The following is a 19558-nucleotide window of genomic DNA, read 5'->3' as shown; positions in this document are numbered from 1 at the left end:
CTCCGGCCCGGCGCTTCAAGCGGCCGACGGCGTCAGGGAAGGGGTTTCGCCGTGCTCTACAAGGTGCCCTGCTGGCGCCCCTAATCCGCCGCGAGGTCCCGCGGCACTTGGTCCACCATGAACTCCACGAACTCAGGGACCGCCGCGTGGGGCACCGGCTCCAGCCAGGCCAGGGACACAGTGACGGGCGGGGCATCGACAAGCGGCCGGTACACCACTCCCGGGTGCTGGTGGGTCTCGGCCGTCGAGATGCCGCTCACGCCAATGCCGCGTCCGGAGGATATGGCCAGCAGCCAGTCGTCGGTGCTGTCCGTGGCCACGGTCTGCTTCGGGCGTATCCCGGCCGGCCACAACTCCAGCCTGGTGAGGCCAGTGAGGATGTTGACGACGACGACCTCGGGGGAGAGATCAGCCAGGCGCACCTGGTCGCGGCCGGCCAGCACATGGTCGGCAGGCAGGACGGCGAAGCGCGGTTCCTCGGCCAGTTCGCGTTGCCGCATCCCGGCCGGGCCGCCGGTCACGGGAGGATCCCCGCGGATCAGGGCGACGTCGGCGCGCCCGGAGGAGAGACCGCCGAACCGGTCATCCACGCGGCGCAATTCCACCGGTGTGTCCGGGTGCAGTTCGCGCCAGCGGCGCAGCAGGGGACCGGTCCGGCGGCCGAGGGCGGCCCACGGATACCCCAGCAACAGCGGCCGGACAGGCGTCGCGCCGGGGTCCAGGGCGGCGTCGAGGGCGGCGACTGCAGCAGCGGCGCGCGGACGCAGCGCCTCCCCGGCTGCGGTGATGGCCACGTGGTGGGTCGAGCGGTCAAACAGTGTGGTGCCAAGGTGAGTCTCGAGTTGCCGCAACGTCCGGGACAGCGCCGGTTGGCTGACCCGTAACACGGCCGCGGCAGCACTGAACCCGCCTTCCTCGGCGATTGCCAGGAAGGCACGCAAATGCCGCGCATCAACGCTCATGCGTCTAGGTTATAACGGCAACTCAATTGGCATTTCCGGCCGCCTGCTGACCTTCCTAAGGTTGGAGCCATGCACATGGTGACGAAATCCCGGGCCTCCTCCGCCGCACCCGCCCCCGGCTACTCCCGGGCAGCCGTGCTGGTGATGGCGGCGGTGCTGTGCCAGCAGCTCGGTGCGGCGGTGGCGGTCCTCGTGTTTCCCGCAGCCGGGCCGTTGGGCACCGTGACGCTGCGCCTGGCGTTCTCCGCCATTGTCCTTTTGGCCGTCGCCCGGCCGAGGCTGCACGGGCACGGTGCAGGGGCCTGGCGCGCCGCGATCGGTCTCGGAGTGACGATGGCAGCGATGAATTCATTGTTCTACGAGGCCATTGCCCGGCTGCCGCTGGGCACGGCGGTCACTATAGAAGTGCTGGGCCCCCTGGTCCTGTCCGTCGTGGCCAGCCGGCGCGTCAGTGCACTGTTGTGGGCCGGACTGGCCTTTGCGGGAGTAGCCCTCCTGGGACTGGGACAGGAGGGGCTGGCCGACCTCGACGTCACGGGTGTTTGCTTCGCCCTCGGTGCGGCGGCGTGCTGGGCCTTCTTCATCCTGTGCAACGCCCGCACCGGTGCGGCGTTCCCGCGGCTCGGCGGCCTGGCAATCGGGATGGCCATCGGAGCGGTCGTCTCGCTCCCGGGCGCCATTCTGACCTCCGGGTCCGCCCTGTTGGAGCCGGCCGTCCTGGGCCTTGGCCTCGGCGTCGCCCTGCTTTCGACCGCTGTCCCGTATTCCTTCGAGCTCATGGCCCTGCGCCGCATCCCGGCCGCAACGTTCTCCGTGCTGACCTGCGCGGCGCCAGCCGTGGCGGCGCTGGCCGGATTTGTTGTGCTGGGGCAGCACTTCGGCTTGATCGAGGCGGTGGCGGTTGCCCTCGTGGTGATTGCCAGCATGGGAGCCATCCGGACGGCGTCGCCGGTCAAGGCTCGCAAACTCATCGAAACACCTTCACCGCAGCCGTCCCGTACATGAGCCGAGCGGTTCCCCGGAGCAGGGAACGTCCGCTGACCGGCGCGGGGATTGATGTCAGGCGGCCGGGCTTCGCAACTGCGCCAGGGCCGTGGCCAGGGGCATGCGCAATGCGGGGCCATGGCCAGGAAGTATCACTGAAGCCGTGATGCCGTCCAGGCCGCGAGTTGCCGCCAACGCCGCGGCCTGGTCTGTGTGGTACATCCGGTGGAGCATCTGCGGTCCGGACCTACGGCTCAGCGGATGGCCGCTCACAAACGAGTCACCGACGGCGATCGCTCCTGCTTCGGGAAGAAGGATCGAGACGTTGCCGGGGGTGTGCCCCGGAAGCAGGATCGCCTCCGGGCTGCCGGGCAGGGTCTGGAGCCGCTCGGCGTCCCAGGCCTGGGCCTGTGTTGCCGGCGCGGCCGTGAGGGATCCTGCCTTGATGGCGTGGATCATCCAGCGGAAGACGCGGGGGCGCCACGCCCGGACGATCACCTGACCGAACGTGACTTGGTGCTTTTCCCTGCCCTGGACATGGGCCAGTTCTTCCGGGGCGCACAAGACCGGCGTTGCGTATGTTGCCGAGAAGTAGGCCGCAGAGCCGGTGGGGTCGACATGACCGTGGGTGATGAGCACGGCCCGGGCGTCGGCCGGATCCAGGCCCATCTGTCGGATGGACTCAAGGACCAGGGCGCGGTCGGCAGGGTAACCGCCGTCAATGAGCATGAAGCCGGTTTCGTCGCGGACAACGATCCAGTTGGAAGCGGGTCCTTCAACGAAAAACACGCCGGGTGCCTGTTCGGAAATATTGGACATGGGGTGCCGGTTATTGGCTCGGAGGTGCACCGGCCCATCCTAGCGGCCGGCCCGGTGCCCGCTCACACTCGTCAAGAGCGGCGGGCCTGCCGGCCACTGGCGGTTGGGCACCGGGGGGTCCAAGCTTTAACCATTCGGCGCGGGACCAGATGCGGGCGGCTCCGCCCGGGTGGCGGTGGCATGGCGGGCGTGAGGAGAGCGAGCATGGTAGACACGGCAGCACCGACTCTTCGGGCCGGGGCGCGGAAGGACCTGGTAACGCAACTGCTGGGCATCTGGCTCCTGTTGGCCGTCTTCCTGGACGGCTGGGCCCACCTGCACATCCCCGAACTCGAAACCTTCTTCACGCCTTGGCACGCGGCACTGTATTCGGGCCTCGTGGCCACTGGCGCGTGGATGGCCTACGTAATCTGGCGGAACCGCCAGCCGGGGCGGCCGCTGGCCCGGGCGATACCAGCCGGCTACCAGGGCACGGTCATCGGACTCGCCCTGTTCGCCGTCGCGGGCTTACTGGATCTGGCATGGCACGAGATCCTTGGCATCGAAGTCTCCCTCGACGCCCTGGTCAGCCCCACTCACTTGCTGCTCGGGTTCAGCCTCTTCCTCATCCTCGGCACCGGCATCCGCAGTGCACGGGCCGCCAGCGGCCCGGGGGCCTTCGAATGGACGCCTGCAGCCGTACTGTCTCTGGCCCTGTTGACCGGCCTGGGCGCCTTCTTCCTCATCTACTGCTCGGCCTTCGTCCGCATCCCGCCGGCCCTCCCGTATCTACCGACGCCGATCGGGAGCCCCGGGCACGCCCAGGCGGAGCAGCCGCCGGCGCTGGGGCTCGCCAGCTACCTGGTGACCACGGCGCTGATCATCGGCCCGTTCCTCTATACGCTGTCGGGAGCCCGACGGCCGCCTTACGGCATTGCCACGATCCTGGTCGCCGTGGTGGCGTGGCTGCCCCTGGGCATGTCGGGGCTGCGCCCTACAGCGGTGGCCGGAGCGGCGGGGGCCACGGCAGCCGCCGTCGTCGCGGACATGCTGCTAGCCCGACGGGCGGGGCCGTGGCTGCGGCGTCGGCTGCCGGCAATCACCGCAGTCCTGGCGGCATTCGTCTGGACGGGCCAGCTGATCGGCATCGCCCTGGCGTCAGGGATTGAATGGCCCGCATCGATGTGGCTGGGAGCCGTGGTGCTGAGTGCGGGAGTGGCCGCGGCCCTGGCCTTCCTCAGCTCGTGGAACACCACTAGCGCCCCGGGGCCGGGAAGTCCCGGCATGTAATCTCCACTGTTCCCGACGCCGGGAGTGGGCTATTTTTGGGGATAAAGGGGAGTGCCCGGCGGCTGGTTCGTTGCCGACAGCGGCGTCCGGCCTCGCCATCAAGTAAGGAAGGCCGCCGTGGCCTACAACGTGGCCCAGAAGCTCATAGCATCGCATCTGGTCGCCGGAGAGATGATTCCCGGGCGTGAGATTGCTTTGCATATCGATCAGACCCTCACCCAGGATGCGACCGGGACACTCGTCATGCTTGAACTGGAGGCCCTCGGGCTCGACCGGGCACAGACTGAGGTGTCCGTGCAGTACGTGGACCACAACCTTTTGCAGGCCGACAGCCGGAACGCGGAGGACCATGATTTTCTCCGCTCAGCCTGCCGCCGGTTTGGTCTGTGGTTCTCCAAGGCCGGAAACGGGGTGTCCCATCCGACGCACATGCAGCGGTTTGGTATTCCGGGCAAGACCATGGTCGGCTCCGACAGCCATACCCCGGCCGCTGGTTCACTGGGGATGCTGGCGATTGGGGTGGGCGGCACGGAGGTTGCCCTGGCAATCGCGGGCGAGCCGCTCTATCTGAAGATGCCGGAGATCTGGGGTGTCAGGCTTACCGGCAAACTGCCGCCGTGGACCAGCGCCAAGGACGTCATTCTCGAAATGCTGCGCCGGCACGGCGTGAAGGGCGGCCGGGACCGGATCATCGAGTACTACGGTCCCGGCCTTGCCACCCTGAGCGCGATGGACCGGCACGTGATTGCCAACATGGGCGCCGAGCTCGGTGCGACGAGCACGGTGTTCCCGGCCGACGACCAGGTCCGGGCATTCCTGCGCTCCGAACAGCGCGAAGGCGACTTCACCGAACTCCTTGCCGATTCCGATGCCGCGTACGAGGTAACCGACGAGATCGACCTCGCCACGATCGAGCCGCTCATCGCCCTCCCCAGCTCGCCGGGCAACGTCGTTCCGGTGCGGGAGGTGGCTGGCAGGACGGTGGCGCAGGTCGTCATAGGGTCCTCAGCGAACCCGGGCCTGCGCGACTTCGCCATTGTCGCCGCAATCACGAAGGGTCGGCAGTGCCACCCGGGCCTGTCGTTCGACGTCAACCCGAGTTCCCGACAAATCCTGCAGGACCTGACCAGGATGGGGGCCACGTTGGATCTGATCAGCGCCGGGGCCCGGCTGCACCAGACCGGATGCATGGGCTGCATCGGGATGGGCCAGGCCCCCGCCAACGGAAGCAACAGCCTGCGCACGATGCCCCGCAACTTTCCCGGCCGGTCGGGCACGAAGGAGGACTCGGTCTACCTGTGCTCACCGGAGACGGCCGCCGCGGCCGCTCTGACCGGGACAATCACGGACCCGCGGGACCTGACAGGGCTCCTCGGCCTGGAATACCCCGCGATCGAACTTCCCGAGGCGTCCAGCGTGAACGTGGCAATGCTGGAGAGGCCCTTGGCGCCGGAGGAAGCCGGCAAGGTGGCACTGGTCAAAGGTGACAACATCTCCGCGCTGCCGGAATTCGGCCCCCTGTCCGACCGCATCGAGGCACCAGTGGCCCTGGTCGTGGGCAATGATGTCTCAACGGATGAGATCCTGCCGGCCGGTGCCCGCGTTCTGCCCTACCGCAGCAACATCCCCAAACTCGCCGAATTCACCTTCGACCAGGTGGACCCTGGCTACCCCGCCCGTGCCGCACGAACCCGCGACTCGACAGGCCACATCCTGGTCGGCGGCACCAACTACGGCCAGGGATCCTCACGCGAACACGCCGCCATCACCCCGCGCTTCCTGGGGCTGCGCGCAGTGCTGGCCGTCTCGTTCGCGCGGATCCACTGGCAGAACCTGGCCAATTTCGGCGTCCTCGCCCTTGAGTTCACGAATCCCGCCGATCACGACCGGATCGAACAAGGCGATGTGCTCCTGATGACCGGACTTCACGAAGCCCTTGCCTCAGGGCGGGAGATCCTGGCGCAGAACGAGACCCGTGACGAGGTCTACCCTGTGCGGCACAGCCTCTCCAGCCGCCAGGTGGACATGCTCCTGGCGGGCGGCCTCATCCCGTGGCTGCGCGAACGGAGAGGGCGGAGTACGCGATGAACGGATGGCCGCGGCCGGACGAGCCTTCCGGCGAAATTACCTTGGTACTCGATCAGCGCAGCACGCTCGGCCGGACGGCTGACCTTCGCGATGGATTGTCCGCCATCGCCCGCCAGGGCAACCACCTTTGGGTCGCCAATGACGAGACGACCAGTGTGGAGCGGCTCACCCTGGAGAACGGCGACCACGCCGGGGCCCATCGCAGCTTCGACCTCACCGAACTCCTTGACCTGCCGGGGGACAAGGGCGAGCTGGACATCGAGGGCCTGGACGTTGAGGACAACACACTGTGGCTGCTCGGATCGCACAGCGCAGCCCGCAAGCAGGTCAAGGGCAAGTCGACGCCCGCAGAGGCACAGGATTCCCTGGCCACAGTAGAGGTCAGCCAGCGCCGGCGGGTATTGGCCCGGCTCTCGACCACCACCCTGGTTAACGCCGGGAAGACCCTCCCGGAGGTGGACGGCGGCGGGACCGCCGGGCAGCCGCGTGCCGGTGTCCTCGGCCTTGGCCGCAACGAGGACCTGGTGGACCTCCTCGCCGATGACCCTCACCTCGGGGGTTTCATACGGGCCTCGACAACCGGCTCATACCCGATCCCGGGCAAGGAAAACGGTATTGACTGCGAAGGCCTCGCCGTTGCCGGCGACCGCGTGTTTGTCGGCCTGCGCGGGCCGGTGCTGCGTGGGTGGGCGCTGATCATCGAACTCGACGTCGGTGGCGGGCCCGGCATGGAGCCGCAGCCGATCGGTCCCGGGAACCGTCGGTACCGCAAGCATTTTCTTCGCCTGGACGGCCTGGGCGTGCGGGACCTGTGCCGGCACGGGGACGATCTGCTGGTTCTGGCGGGGCCCACCATGGAGCTGGACGGGCGCGCGGCCGTGTTCCGCTGGCGGCACGCGCTGACGTCGCAAGCCGAGGCCGTCCTGGAAAAGGACGACTTGCGTTGCGAATTCGACGCCCCGTTCGGCAAAGGCGACGATCATGCCGAGGGGATCACCGTGCTCGACGACGGCCGGTCCGCCCTGGTCTTGTATGGGACTCCCGCCGGCAAGCGGAAGGACGGACGCCACGGGATCAAGGCCGATGTCTTCGCGCTGGGCAGGTAGCCCGGGTTCCCGTCGGACGGGACCCCCATAAAGCCGTTTTCCGATCCTGGCAGTTAGCTACCGTTCCCGGCTCACTTTTCCGAGCCAGGCCGTCAGGAGAGGAACGACGACGTCGCTGCGCATCGCGCCCAGGTGATCGAGCGCCGGGAGTACCTCCACGTCCCACCCGGCCTCGACGAGCTCGCGCTCGTGCGCAACAAGCGGGCCGCCGATTCGCACCGTCACGTCTCCCCAGCGGGGTCCGTAAACGATGTGATCGGCCGAGCCGGCGAAGGCCAGCCGGGGCAGACCCGGGGCCACGCCTATGGCTGAATCGTCGAAGTCCTGGAGCGCCTCGTACAGCGTGACGAACTGGCGGGTCTGAGCTTCGGTGGTCTGAATGGTGGCGGCATCCCAGTCGCCTGGTTCGACCTGGAGGTCCGCCGCCGCGGTCTGCGTAGAGGAGCTGGCAGCCGCCGCGTGGGCCGCCCGCGTCACCGCCAGCATGCTCTTGTACGGGCCCTCGAGCGGCGGGAATCCGCCCATGACGAGGGCCCAGAGCCGATTTGTCCGGATCGCCAACTGTAGACCGCACAGGGCCAGCCACGAGTACCCGTAGTACCCGAAGGTTTCGGCGTGCGCTGCATCGGCGATGGCCAGGAAATCGGCGGCGACGTTCGCCGGCGTGAGCGTGTCCGGCGCCGGGTGTGCCATCCGGTGCCCCTCATAGTCGGCGGCGACCACCCGATACGACTGCGAGAGGGCCGACACCAGGTTTGGCCCGAGGCCGGGGTCCGCGCCCCAGTCGCGCATTGTCTGGGCTTCCGACTCGGAGTGGGCCTTCAAATCCGCAGGGATGAGAAGCGCCCTGCCGCCACCGCTGACAAGGATGGGTATTGCCGTGCCGTCGTGCAAAACGGCCTCAGCCATGTTCGCCACCGGAATCCTCCCGCCCTTACACTTCAAACTGCTCCTGTTTGGTCCTGCTCCCTTGGTACTACTCCCTTTGTACCGCTTCGGTGACAAAAGGCTGCCACCGGGACGCTCGCGCCGGAATGCCCCCCGGCCGCACCGGCGCCGCGCCCCAACTTCGCTGGCGCGCACCGGCGTGGGGGACGAGAATGGGCTCGTGGTCCACCCTCGCCCTGGCGGGGACGGCGACGTGATGAACGCCGCCGCCCGAAAGATTCAGCGCATCTATCTGACGTTGACGCTGGGCAATACCCTTGCGGCCTCGTTCATTTGGGGCATCAATACGCTCTTCCTGCTCGATGCCGGACTCAGCAACCTCGAGGCGTTTGCTGCGAACGCCTTCTTCACCGCCGGCATGGTCCTGTTCGAAGTGCCCACCGGAGTGGTTGCCGACTCTTGGGGCCGCCGCGTCTCATTCCTGCTCGGCACTTTGACCCTGGCCGGAGCGACCTTCCTCTACTACCTGCTCTGGCAGTATTCAGCGCCGTTCTGGATGTGGGCGGTGGTGTCGATCCTGCTTGGCCTGGGCTTCACCTTCTTCTCCGGCGCTGTGGAGGCCTGGCTGATCGACGCGTTGCGGTTCTCCGGGTACGAAGGCGGCATGGAGACGGTCCTCGGACGCGGCCAAATGGTCTCCGGCGTCGCGATGCTGGCCGGCTCGGTGGCCGGCGGCGTGATCGCCCAGGCCACCACTCTGGGTGTGCCGTTCCTGCTGCGCGTAGGCGTGCTGTTGGCCATGTTCGGGGTGGCTTTCGGTCTCATGCGCGACGTCGGATTCACGCCCGAACGCTCGACGCATCCTCTGCAGGCGACCCGCGCAGTGCTCTCCGCCTCAATCGAGAACGGGCTGAAAAATCCACCCGTGCGTTACGTGATGCTCGCAGCACCGTTCAGCGCCGGCGTCGGGATCTATGTGTTTTACGCCCTCCAGCCGTACCTGCTGGAGCTGTTCGGGGACCCCCACGCGTATTCCGTCGCGGGCCTCGCAGCGGCGATAGTGGCCGGAGCGCAGGTGCTGGGGGGCTGGCTGGCGCCCCGCATCCGCAGCCTCGTGCGCAAGCGGACCACAGTGATGATCCTGGCAAGCATCGTGGGCACAGTGATCCTGGTGGTCCTCGGGTTCACCCACGTGTTCTGGGTGGCACTGGTGCTGCTGGCATCCTGGGCCTTGGTTGCTTCGGCGGCCATCCCGGTGCGGCAGGCGTATTTGAACGACATGATCGCCTCGAAGCAACGGGCCACGGTGCTCAGCTTCGATTCGCTCATGGGCTCCAGCGGTGGCGTGGTGGTGCAGCCGATCCTCGGCCGGGCGGCGGATGTCTACGGGTACCCTGCGTCGCTGGCGATTGGCGGCGTGATCGAGCTGATCGCGGTGCCGTTCCTGCTGGCCAGCCGCCGGCAAGGCCACCGGGCCGATCAGGCCAACGCCCCGACGAGCACGACGAACACCGGTTCCCAACCGGCGTAAGACGCCAACCGGGTAACACTTCTGCCACGTGCCTTACTTGGCGATGCCTTCCGGGCCTACAGTTGGGCGTGTAGAGCCGTCGACAGGAGCGCATCAGTGATTACCCTGCAGATCGAACACCAGGTCCGGGACTTCTCCATGTGGAGGCGGGCCTTTGACAGTGATCCACTGAACCGCGCCGCGTCGGGAGTCCGGTCCTACCGGATCTCGCGTCCGCTGGATCAGGAAGACTATGTGATGCTGGAAATGGACTTCGATACGCAGGCAGCGGCCGTGGACTTCCTGGGCCGCCTGCAGAACGATACGTGGAAAACGGGCGTGACGGCGCCGGCGCTGGTTGGTGAGCCATCGACAAGGATTATCGAAACGGTCTCCATCGAGAATGTGACAGCCCCAACCCCCTGACGCTTCCCCCCTCCCGCCTGCCTTCGGTTGCAGCCCTGCTTCGACAGGGCCATCACCTGCCGGACCCGGGCAGCGCCAGCGGCGCTCCAAAGTGCTGCTCGCGATCCCAAAGGTACTGCAGCAGGGCGGTTTCCGGATCCCAGGGATGCTCAGTGACGTGACCCCGCAGGCGGGCCCGGTGCTCCTCAAGTTCCGGCCCGGTGCTGTTGAGGAGGCCGCCGATGATCTCAAGGACCTGCAGCCGCAGGGATGTGCCCGCATATTCGTCCGACGCGGGGTCCGGCGCGATGCCTGGCGCGGTGCTGAGGGACGGCGGCTGCGGCGCCACACAGTGCCCGTCAGTGTGGGCGGATTGCTGGCCGAGGGCCCGGGAGGCGGCCGGCGTGACGGCCGCCTCCCGGGCTCCGGCTGCGCGATGGTTACTGGACACGGACGGCAAATCCGGTTGCGGTGCCGCCCAGAGGGGACTCAACGCTCACGCTCTGGCCCGCCTGGCCCACAACAGTCGATGTAACCCGGATGGCAAACGCCCCGGTGGCATCCACAACGGCCGTACCCAGGACGGTTCCCTCCAGCCCGCCAAGGTGCACTGTCACCGCCTGACCGGCCGGGACGGAGCTGGTCCCGTCCACCCGCCATTCGCGCTTGCTGGCCGTGTACCGGGCGGAGGTAACCGCCACGGTGTCCGCCCGCGGCGTGACCGTCACCTGGGCGTCGCTTGAGGACCCGTCGGCGCTTCCCACCGTCAGCTTGAACGTCAGGGCGCCTGAACCCGCAGGATACTTGTACAGCGGGAACGTGAACGCGGGGCGGGCGGAACTGGCGCCGGAGAGGGTGACTTTGGGATCGCCCGCGCCCACAATCTGCGTCCAGGAATAGGTGGCTGCACCCACCGAACCGCTCCCATCCAAGGTGACCTTGGCTCCGCGCTGCACGCCCAGCTGGTTTGGTCCGGCGTTGGCTGCCGCCGGGGCGGAGGCCAGGACCGTCACCGTGACAGTGGCCGTGCTCGGTCCGCCCGGTCCGTTGACCGTGAGGGAGAAGACGTAGTCGCCCGGAGCGGGTGCGGTGAAGCTTGGCCGGACCGCGTTGGGATCGCTCAGGACTACTCCGGCAGGGCCGCTCCACGAGTAGGTGGAGACCGGACCGCTGGAGGCGGACCCGTCCAGGTCCACTTTCTGGCCTTGGTGGACCGTTTGATCGCCTCCGGCCTGCGCCGCCACCGGAATCGGAGCGCGGGCGCTGCCAGTGACCTCAACCGGCAACACCACTTCGCCCTTGGCATCTGACCTCACGGTGACAGAAACAGGAGGAGCCGCGAGAGGGCCCGATGCCAGCGAACCCGCGGCGAGCTGGCCGAATCCGACGGCGGTCAGGATCCGCGCACCCACCGTGTCACTGGACACCGCCTCGATCGACAGGACACGGGTGTCGGTGTTGAAAGTGGCCTTGCCGCTGACCCTGTCAACGACGTCGATCTTCTTCGCCGACGCCGGTACGTCGCTGGAGTTCGTGACAGTGACCGTGGCCGGCGGCTGGGGTCCGTCAAAGGCGATCCTGGCGAAATATTTCCCGCCGGATCCCTCCAGCGCAGTGGGGCTGAAGAGTGCGCTGCCGGCGGAAGAGTCGGAGACCTGGATTGACTGCGGACCGGATTCGCTGGAGGCGAAGACGTCCACCGTCCCGGAGCTGAGCGATGACCGGGAATACGTTGCCCGCTCTGCGGCCACTCCGCTGTTGGTCGCGAGTTTCCCCTGCACCGTGAAGAGATCGGTCTCCACACAGTCCGCCACCGGTCCCGGAACCGAAGGGCATGCATCCGTGGTGCCCGGATTGATGCCTGGACCCTCGATGCGGAAGATGTTGGTCCCGTACGGGCTGCCGGTGATCTTGTGCGGCGTGGTGCCGTCGCCGACATAGGTGCCCTTGCCGCTGGCGTCTGGCTTCAGGGCGGGATCGGTGGGGTAGGTATCCCAGGTCAGGAACGGTCCGATCCGGCCACCCAGGGCGCCAGAGAAGTCGCCCTTCCCGCCGATGCCGATGTCCTCGGTGTCAAAGACGAGGCCCGGCTTCGAGGTCCGGAGGGTCTTGGTGCCCGCAGGCGTGGTGAACTTGTAGTCCACGCCGTCCCTGACATTGGTGATTTTCAGGCGAAGACGGGCAAAGGTGACCTGATCGCCGTCGGCAACCGGACCGCTGCCGAACGCCTGCTCCAAGGCAATCGCGGCAAGCGCCTTTCCACCGCCGGCGGTGTTCATCGTGGTGCTGGTCAGGGAGTAGAAGCCCTCATCCGGGTAGTTATCCGGGAACGAAACGGGCGCGGCTTCATCCGGCAGCGGCCCGCGGGCCGGACACATCGGATCGGCCTGCGCGACGCACTTCTCCAGCCTGAGGCCGGTATGGTCGCGGTACCAGACCGGGTAGCCGTCTGTCGGATCGACCGGGCCGACTTCCGCGAGTCCGGGACCGTTGACTCCCGGAGGGCCGACGGCGGCCGAGGCGAGGCCAGCCAGCGAGACGACCGCGAAAACTGTGAGCAGGAAACCAAGTATTCGTTTCATCACGATATCCATCCTGTGTTTTTTCGCCCCTCCACCCTGGCGGGAGGAACACGGTGTGCCCGGAGGCGCACTTGTGAGCGTCACGGTATGGACGGGGACTTGTAGCAAGCCTGTGATCGGGCTAACCGGCAACCGCGTGCCAGTGCGCGCGCCCGAGGAATTCCAAGGGTTTCCCTAGGGCGTTCCGGGAAGGCTGGCCCACATGTCACGGTCAGCTGCGCTTCAGCGCGCGAAAATCCTCGTTCCGGCGCTCCTGCTGGGCCTTGTGGCGGCCCTCATCGCCGGCGTCTTCATGAGTGCACCGCGAAACCCGCCCGCGCCGTTGGGCGCCTCAGCCGTCGTCACCGGGGGAGTGGCGCGCATTAACGGCGTCGTTCCGGTAGGGAACGACGCCGGAATGCCCGCCTCCGCCGCTGCCGCGCTCGCCGTGCCGCCCGCCGGCGGGCTTCACCGGGTGCGGCTGCTGGTGGAGCTGACGGCGCTGGAAAAGGGCGGCCTCGCCTATGATCCCGTTGACTACACCGTGTCAGGCCTCGGGACAGGGACGTGGAAGGCCCTGTGGTTTTCTCCCGGTCCCAGGGAGGTCCCGCAAGGGCAGAGCATCAACGCCACGCTCGTGTTTGAGCTGCCGGACCGGGCCGTCGATCTGGCGCTGGATTTGCCGGGCGGGCCGGGCCTGTCCCTGGGGGCCGCGCACCATAGGGGACGAGGCTGACTACCTGTCGCAGATCGGTGGCACGCCCCGAAAATCGAGTAGCGGATACTCGTGTTCGACTCTCTCTCCATGGAAAAAACTTGGGAGCACCACTTCCGTTCGAATTGCAGGTCTCAGATGCTCCCCACCCCGATGCATGAGAGCGCCGGCCCATCCGCAGCGGCGGGGGACTCGTTGCCCCGGCCTGTCCTCGAGGTCCACGTTCTCGGTCCGCTGCGGATCCGGCGTGGTGGAGACGTCATTGAAGCCGGTGAGCTTGGCGGTCCCAAACCGCGGCAAATCCTTGAGATTCTCTTGCTCAATCTCGGTACGGCCGTATCAAAGGACCGCCTCATCGACGTGCTCTGGGCCGGGCAGCCACCGGCAGAGGCGTTGCCGACGCTTGAAAGCTACGTCAGCGTCCTGCGCCGCCACCTGCAGCCCGGCCAGGGCAAATCCGGTCCGCTGCGGACCGTCTCGGGCGGCTACGTGATGGATCCTGCCCTGGTGGACCTGGATGTGCGCCGCTTTGATGCCTTGCTGCGCCGGGCGTCGAGGTGCGGGTCCGTAGAGGCCTTGGAGCTCTTGCAGGAAGCCTTGGGCCTGGCAGCCGCACCCTTGCTCGGGGACGAGCTGAAGGCACCCTGGGCCGAGGAAGAACGGGCCAACCACGAGCACCGGGTCGGCAGGGCCCGGGCGCAGGCCGCCGAGTTGGCGCTGACATTGCACCAGCCCGGGCGCGCGGTCCACTGGGCCAGGGAGGCCCTGGCCGGTGATCCGCTGAACGAGAGCGCGTGGCAGTCCCTCGTCCTGGCCCTGGAGGAATCCGGGCAGCCGCTGGAAGCGCTTCGGGCCTTCGAGCAGTGCAGGCGCACCCTGCACCGGGAAATGGGGTGTGCCCCGGGCGATACCCTTCGCGACGCCCACACCCGCCTCCTGCGGCAGACCGGCGGCGCCGCAACCCTGCCAAGTGCCGCCCCATTCCCCGCCGCCCCCGATCCCGCAGTTTCTGAGCTCCCGAACCCCGCCGCCGTCGTCCCGGACAGCGGCCCCGCAGGAGAAGCGGCAGAAGTGGCCACGCTGCGGGTCCTGACCATCGATGACCACAGGACATTCGCCGAACTGCTGACCGGGGCCCTGGACCGGGAGCCGGACCTTCGCAGTGTCGGCTCGGCGGCTTCCGTGGAGAGCGGCGTGCAGTTGTGCCGCGAACTGGAACCCGACGTCGTTGTCATGGACTACCACTTGCCGGACGGTGACGGGCTGTGCGCCGCGGCCAGAATCCTCGAACACAACCCGGACGCCCGGATCATCATGCTGACGGGCGACCCGTCCCAGGACGTCCTGCGGCAGGCGGCAGCCATTGGAATCTGCGGATTCCTCCCCAAAGACGGCTCGCTGGCCACGATGCTCGACACTCTCCGCCACGCCCGGGCCGGAAACATGGTGGTTCACCCCTCGCTGGTGGCGCGGATCGGCGCTCCGCCTTCGGCTGCCGCCGCGGTCCCCCCTGGGCCACCCCTAAGCCCCCGCGAGCTGGAGGTCTTGCGGTTGATGTCCGAGGGGCATGAGGTGCGGGTGGTCGCCACCAGCCTGGGCATCTCGATCCACACCTGCCGCGGCTACGTCAAAACGATATTTTCCAAACTGGGCTCGCACTCCCAAAGCGAAGCCATGGCCGAGGCGGAGGTCCGGGGCATCCTGCGCGAGAAGTCCGATGTCCAGGCCTTCTGAGGCTGGAGATGGCTGGCAACCGGAGGATTTTCCGGGCACGGCGGAACGGTTCCCGGTCCGGGCCGCCGTCGCGAAATTCCTCCTGATGGGATTCCTTGCCCTGCTGATTGTCGCGACCCCCGTCGCGTTCTGGATACGGGCCGAAGCAGAGCGGCACGCCCTGGACAATGCCCTCCTCGATACCCAACGCGTGGCGGACCTGACCATCAAACCGCTGGTGAACGAGGCGCTCCTCGCCGGGGACGCGGCAGCGCTGGACGCACTGGATAAGGCCCTGGAGCCGTGGCGCGAGGACGCCGCGGTGCTGCGCATCAAAGTGTGGGACGGCAGCGGTCGCGTGGTGTATTCGGACATTCGATCGCTGGTTGGCCAACACTTCGCTTTGCCGGGCTGGGGCCGAGATCTCCTGGCCGGCGGGCCGGGGACGGCCTCCCTGGAAAACCAGCAGGAACTGGAGAACGAGTACGAACTGGCCTCGGGGGAACTTGTGGAGGTCTACGTCAGCTCCTCGGCTACCGACGGTACGCCCTTGATCTTTGAGGCTTACTACGACGACGACCCTGTCCGGGCCGAACAGCAGGAAGTCCTGTACAGCATGATCCCGCCGCTCCTGCTCGCCCTGGCGGCACTGCAGCTCGCGCAGCTGCCCCCCGCCATCCGGCTGGCCCGCGGAATCCAGGACCACCAGGTGACCCGGAACCGGCTGCTGAAACGCGCTGTTGAAGCCTCCGACCTGGAGCGCCGCAGGATCGCCCGGGACCTGCACGACGAGGTGATCCAGGACCTCTCCGGGCTGGGCTACGCCCTTGAATCAGAAGAGCTCCACGGGCCTCCGGAGCAGCGGCCGGTGCTGGGCGGGGCACGGACCATACTGCAGCGCAGCGTCCGCGCCCTGCGGGCCATGACGCAGGAGCTGTATCCGCCCGATCTTGAACAACTGGGGCTCAGGACGTCCCTGGAACGTCTTGCAGAGCCGCACCAGGAACGCGGTATGACTGTGCTTCTGCGGATCCCGCATGATGTCCCGCTCGGCCGTGGTTCCTCTGCGCTGTTGTACCGCGTGGCCCGTGAAGCACTCTCAAACTGTGCCAAGCACTCGGGCGCAACCGCTGTGGTGCTCTCGCTGCGGACAGACCACCAGGGCTCGGAGATAAGCATCTCGGACAACGGCCGGGGCTTCGACACGTCCCGAGGGGCCGCCGAAGGGCATCTTGGCCTGCGGATACTCCAGGACACCATCCGCGAGGCGGGCGGCGCATTGGAAATTCTCAGCGTCCCGGGCGCGGGCACCACTGTGACAGCGCGGTTGCAATCGAATCTCGCCGCGGCCCGCTGAGCCGCAGCCGGGAATTCAGGCTTCTCCCAAGGTTCGGGAATTCGGCCGCAGGCTATCTCCAAGCCCGGTCCTGCAAGGTCTGGTATCCGCACATGAAGGAGACCGGCCATGTCCATTTCACGTCGTCAGGTTTTGTTGATCGGGGGCCTGGGTGTCCTCGGAGCCGGTGGCGCCATGTTGCCCATGGGTTCTGTCGAAGCCAAGTCGGCCAGCCGCATCAGTTCCAACGACATGCCGAAACCATTCCAGGCCGCCCTTGTCCAGGCACCGGTTCTGCAGCCCTACGCTGCCGGAACCGACCCCGTGGACGGCCTGCCCGTCAATTACTACAGGCTGACCCAGAAGGCCGCCGTGGCCAGCATCCTGCCCCGGCTGGGCACACCGATCCTGGGGTACAACGGGTTGTTCCCCGGACCCACGATCAGCCTGGACCAGGGCACAAAGGCCGTCCTGAGGATTAGAAACCAGCTGCCGGCCGAGCATGCGCTGGACGGGCATGCCCTGTCCACGTCCACGCACCTGCACGGTTCGGCCTCGAAGCCGCAGTTCGACGGGTACGCCAGCGACATCACCCACCCTGGGTTCTACAAGGACTACCACTACCCCAACTTCCAGCCGGCCCGCACGCTCTGGTACCACGACCACGGTGTCCACTTCACGGCCCTGAACGCCTACTCTGGGCTCGCCGCCCAGTACCACCTGCATGATCCCGTGGAACGGCAGGTCCTCCCGCAAGGCAACTTCGACGTGGCCCTGACGATCAGCGATGCCATGTTCGCCGCGGACGGGTCCCTGGGCTTTGACGACAACAGCCACTCCGGACTCTGGGGGGACGTGATCCTGGTCAACGGCAGGCCCTGGCCGGTCATGAAGGTGCAGAAACGCGTCTACCGTTTCCGGATCCTGAACTGTTCGATCTCCCGGTCCTTGCGGCCCACGCTCAGCACCGGTGATCCGGTGGTGGTGGTGGGGACCGACGGCGGCCTGGTCCCTGTGGCGCAGCCCGTGGACAGTTGGCGCCATGCCGGAGCGGAGCGGTACGAGGTCCTCGTCGACTTCCGGAAATACAAGGCCGGGCAACGGATTGAACTGCGCAACCTGTCCAATAAGAACAACGTGGACTACGACTTCACCAACAAGATCATGGCATTCGACGTCACGGACGAACCGGTGGACACCTCGGACCCCACCTGGAACCGGATCCCCACCACGCTCGCCAGCAGCGAGGCCATGTCGCTGCAGCCAGGACAGTCCCTGAAGACGCGCAAATTCCGGGTCAAACGGAGCGATTCCACCAACATGTGGACCATCAATGACGACAGCTGGCAGGACGTCATCGCCAGCGGCTACAAAAAAGTCATCGCCGACCCCGACCTCAACTCCGTAGAAATCTGGGAGATCGAGAACAAATCCAGCGGCTGGTTCCATCCCCTCCACATCCACCTCGTGGACTTTCAGATCCTCAGCCGCAACGGGGCGCCGCCCCTGGCGCACGAGCGCGGCCCCAAGGACGTCGTGTACGTCGGTGAGGGCGAGACCGTCAGGCTGCTCATGAAGTTCACCCCCAACACAGGCCTCTACATGATGCACTGCCACAACCTGCCGCACGAGGACCACGACATGATGGCCCAATTCCGGGTGGGCCTGAAGGAGTCCGACTGGGACCCGGACGACCCCATGACGGCCGCCAGGGCTGCATGGGACGATGATCCGGCGTGAACCGGCGCCCGCGGGCCATGGTCCTCGTGGCGGCCCTGGTCCCATTCCTGGCAGTCCTTTGTGTCCGCACCTGGCTCGTTGAACCTGTGAGCGTAGCCTCGGACAGCATGGCCCCGACGATTCGCCCGGGCGCCGTCGTATTCCTGTACAAGCCGGCAGCAGCTGCGGGCCTGATCCGCAATGGCGTGGTGGTCGCTTTTGCCAGCCCGGCCGATGGCCGGACGGCGATCAAGCGCGTCATAGCGCGGGCCGGTCAGAGGGTGGCCATCCGGGATTCGGAGCTGTTCGTCGACGACGTTGCCGTCGCCGAGCCGTTCATCGACCACAGCCGGATAGACGGCACCTATTTCGGGCCCGAGACAGTGCCGGCCGGCAGTGTCTTCGTCCTGGGCGACAACCGCGCCGTGTCAATAGACTCCCGGGTCTTCGGGGCAGTGCCCATGACGGCGATCCAGGGCACTGTTGTCGCGCTCCCGCCGGAAGCGGCCATCAACCGTGGCTCCTAGCGTTCTTGTCCTTCGGCCGGGCCGCTGCCGGAAGGGTCCTGTCCCCGTGCAAGCTGCTCATGGAGCCTGTTGATCTGGGCCGTAAGGTGGGCAAGGTCCTCGCTGCCGATGGGTTCGTCCGCGTTCTTCGGGCCATGGGTTGCGGCCGTCACGCTTTCAACGAGCCAGGAGGACACGGCCGCGGTGACCATGCTCAGGACAGCAAATCCGCCGATCATCAGCGCGGTCGCAGCCCACCGGCCGGGAGTTGTGACGGGGTAGTAGTCGCCGTAGCCGATTGTTGTAAGGGTGACGATGGCCCACCACAATGAGTCGCCCATGGTGGTGATGTTCGCGTTGGGTGCGGCCCTTTCGAAATGGAGGACGCTCAGGGCAACGGTGTAGACCAGAATGATCGCGGACAGGATGACATAGGCCATGACGCGGGTCCGGATGGCAGTGCCCGGGGCCCGTTCCATCACTCGGCGCAAGGTGAACGGGCGAAGGAGCCGCAAGGGCCGCGCGACCGGGAGCACCACCATGAGCAGATCCAAAGGATGACGGACGAACCATCGGCCGCGGTGGGGAGCCAGGAGCAACTTCACGAGGTAGTCGACGCCGAAGGCAACCCACGTGGACCCCATGACGAATGCCAGCGCGGCGGCATAGGGCTCCGGCGGTTCGGCAATGACCAGGACCGAATAGGCCGCCAGAAAGATGAAGGCCGCACCGACGAGGGGCCACTCGGAATACTTTTGCCAGGTTTCTTGCCTCATGGCTGAATGCTAGGACTTTGCCCGGCGGATGTCCCCACGAATTTGCAGGCCGAATGAACAGCCCCGGATGGCGGACGGAACGAGCCAGCCACCAACCAGCAGCGGCCCACTCGCACAGCGCTGACAACCATCTCCGGCAGCGGTACATTGAGGGTCTCAGGTGCCGGCCCGCTTTGGGTGCGGCACCATCACGATGCCAGA

The 19558-nt window shown here is 67.1% G+C and carries 17 protein-coding genes; 11 read left to right on the top strand and 6 right to left on the bottom strand.

Going from position 1 to position 19558, the window contains the following annotated elements; genetic code table 11:
• Nucleotides 1-80: 80 nt before the first annotated feature.
• A complete protein-coding gene (locus tag AC1DEY_RS00975; protein ID WP_476866363.1) occupies nucleotides 81-962 on the bottom strand; it encodes a LysR family transcriptional regulator in 882 nt (293 codons plus the stop codon).
• Between the two features lie 75 nt (nucleotides 963-1037).
• Between AC1DEY_RS00975 and AC1DEY_RS00970 the strand changes: the two genes are divergently transcribed.
• Nucleotides 1038-1967, top strand: a complete 930-nt coding sequence (locus tag AC1DEY_RS00970; RefSeq protein ID WP_476866362.1) for an EamA family transporter — start codon at nucleotides 1038-1040, stop codon at nucleotides 1965-1967.
• A gap of 54 nt (nucleotides 1968-2021) precedes the next feature.
• On the opposite strand, the gene AC1DEY_RS00965 is transcribed toward AC1DEY_RS00970, so the two are convergent.
• Complete coding sequence (locus AC1DEY_RS00965) at nucleotides 2022-2765, bottom strand: MBL fold metallo-hydrolase (protein WP_476866361.1); 744 nt, start codon at nucleotides 2763-2765, stop codon at nucleotides 2022-2024.
• A gap of 204 nt (nucleotides 2766-2969) precedes the next feature.
• On the opposite strand from AC1DEY_RS00965, the gene AC1DEY_RS00960 reads away from it, so the two are divergent.
• From AC1DEY_RS00960 to AC1DEY_RS00950, 3 genes are all read left to right on the top strand, one after another.
• Complete coding sequence (locus AC1DEY_RS00960; RefSeq protein ID WP_476866360.1) at nucleotides 2970-4034, top strand: hypothetical protein; 1065 nt, start codon at nucleotides 2970-2972, stop codon at nucleotides 4032-4034.
• A 117-nt stretch (nucleotides 4035-4151) separates the two neighbouring features.
• Nucleotides 4152-6122 carry an aconitate hydratase gene (locus AC1DEY_RS00955; protein ID WP_476866359.1) on the top strand — a complete coding sequence of 657 codons (1971 nt, stop codon included), beginning with the start codon at nucleotides 4152-4154 and terminating at the stop codon, nucleotides 6120-6122.
• Nucleotides 6119-7228: a DUF3616 domain-containing protein gene (locus AC1DEY_RS00950; protein ID WP_476866358.1), complete on the top strand. Its 1110-nt coding sequence runs from the start codon at nucleotides 6119-6121 to the stop codon at nucleotides 7226-7228. Before AC1DEY_RS00955 ends, AC1DEY_RS00950 begins: the two co-directional genes overlap by 4 nt.
• Nucleotides 7229-7285: 57 nt before the next feature.
• Here the strand turns inward: AC1DEY_RS00950 and AC1DEY_RS00945 are convergent, their stop codons facing one another.
• Nucleotides 7286-8137, bottom strand: coding sequence for an alpha/beta fold hydrolase (locus AC1DEY_RS00945; RefSeq protein WP_476866357.1), 852 nt, complete (start codon nucleotides 8135-8137; stop codon nucleotides 7286-7288).
• Nucleotides 8138-8372: 235 nt separating this feature from the next.
• Between AC1DEY_RS00945 and AC1DEY_RS00940 the strand changes: the two genes are divergently transcribed.
• Together AC1DEY_RS00940 and AC1DEY_RS00935 are read left to right on the top strand one after the other, a co-directional pair.
• Nucleotides 8373-9647 (top strand): MFS transporter, encoded by a 1275-nt coding sequence (locus AC1DEY_RS00940; protein WP_476866565.1) that lies wholly within the window; start codon nucleotides 8373-8375, stop codon nucleotides 9645-9647.
• A 96-nt stretch (nucleotides 9648-9743) separates the two neighbouring features.
• On the top strand, nucleotides 9744-10052 hold the full coding sequence (locus AC1DEY_RS00935; RefSeq protein WP_441408444.1) for a hypothetical protein: 309 nt from the start codon (nucleotides 9744-9746) through the stop codon (nucleotides 10050-10052).
• A 52-nt stretch (nucleotides 10053-10104) separates the two neighbouring features.
• Here the strand turns inward: AC1DEY_RS00935 and AC1DEY_RS00930 are convergent, their stop codons facing one another.
• Together AC1DEY_RS00930 and AC1DEY_RS00925 are read right to left on the bottom strand one after the other, a co-directional pair.
• Nucleotides 10105-10482 carry a hypothetical protein gene (locus AC1DEY_RS00930; protein ID WP_476866356.1) on the bottom strand — a complete coding sequence of 126 codons (378 nt, stop codon included), beginning with the start codon at nucleotides 10480-10482 and terminating at the stop codon, nucleotides 10105-10107.
• Complete coding sequence (locus AC1DEY_RS00925) at nucleotides 10472-12613, bottom strand: PKD domain-containing protein (RefSeq protein ID WP_476866355.1); 2142 nt, start codon at nucleotides 12611-12613, stop codon at nucleotides 10472-10474. The genes AC1DEY_RS00930 and AC1DEY_RS00925 overlap by 11 nt, the downstream gene beginning before the upstream one ends.
• A 202-nt stretch (nucleotides 12614-12815) precedes the next feature.
• Between AC1DEY_RS00925 and AC1DEY_RS00920 the strand changes: the two genes are divergently transcribed.
• The 5 genes from AC1DEY_RS00920 (at nucleotide 12816) to lepB (ending at nucleotide 18602) form a co-directional block, all read left to right on the top strand.
• The gene (locus AC1DEY_RS00920) at nucleotides 12816-13328 is read left to right on the top strand and encodes a hypothetical protein (RefSeq protein WP_476866354.1); all 513 of its coding nucleotides are present in this window, start codon (nucleotides 12816-12818) and stop codon (nucleotides 13326-13328) included.
• Between the two features lie 117 nt (nucleotides 13329-13445).
• Complete coding sequence (locus AC1DEY_RS00915) at nucleotides 13446-15041, top strand: response regulator (protein ID WP_476866353.1); 1596 nt, start codon at nucleotides 13446-13448, stop codon at nucleotides 15039-15041.
• Nucleotides 15025-16377: a sensor histidine kinase gene (locus tag AC1DEY_RS00910; protein ID WP_476866352.1), complete on the top strand. Its 1353-nt coding sequence runs from the start codon at nucleotides 15025-15027 to the stop codon at nucleotides 16375-16377. The genes AC1DEY_RS00915 and AC1DEY_RS00910 overlap by 17 nt, the downstream gene beginning before the upstream one ends.
• Before the next feature lie 108 nt (nucleotides 16378-16485).
• Nucleotides 16486-18096, top strand: coding sequence for a multicopper oxidase family protein (locus AC1DEY_RS00905; protein WP_476866351.1), 1611 nt, complete (start codon nucleotides 16486-16488; stop codon nucleotides 18094-18096).
• Nucleotides 18093-18602: a signal peptidase I gene (lepB, locus tag AC1DEY_RS00900; protein WP_476866350.1), complete on the top strand. Its 510-nt coding sequence runs from the start codon at nucleotides 18093-18095 to the stop codon at nucleotides 18600-18602. The genes AC1DEY_RS00905 and lepB overlap by 4 nt, the downstream gene beginning before the upstream one ends.
• Here the strand turns inward: lepB and AC1DEY_RS00895 are convergent.
• On the bottom strand, nucleotides 18599-19357 hold the full coding sequence (locus AC1DEY_RS00895) for a potassium channel family protein (RefSeq protein WP_476866349.1): 759 nt from the start codon (nucleotides 19355-19357) through the stop codon (nucleotides 18599-18601). The genes lepB and AC1DEY_RS00895 overlap by 4 nt on opposite strands.
• Between the last annotated feature and the right edge of the window lie 201 nt (nucleotides 19358-19558).

It is taken from the genome of Arthrobacter sp. 05T47 (assembly GCF_056395825.1).
This window is presented reverse-complemented; position numbering and strand designations above follow the sequence as displayed.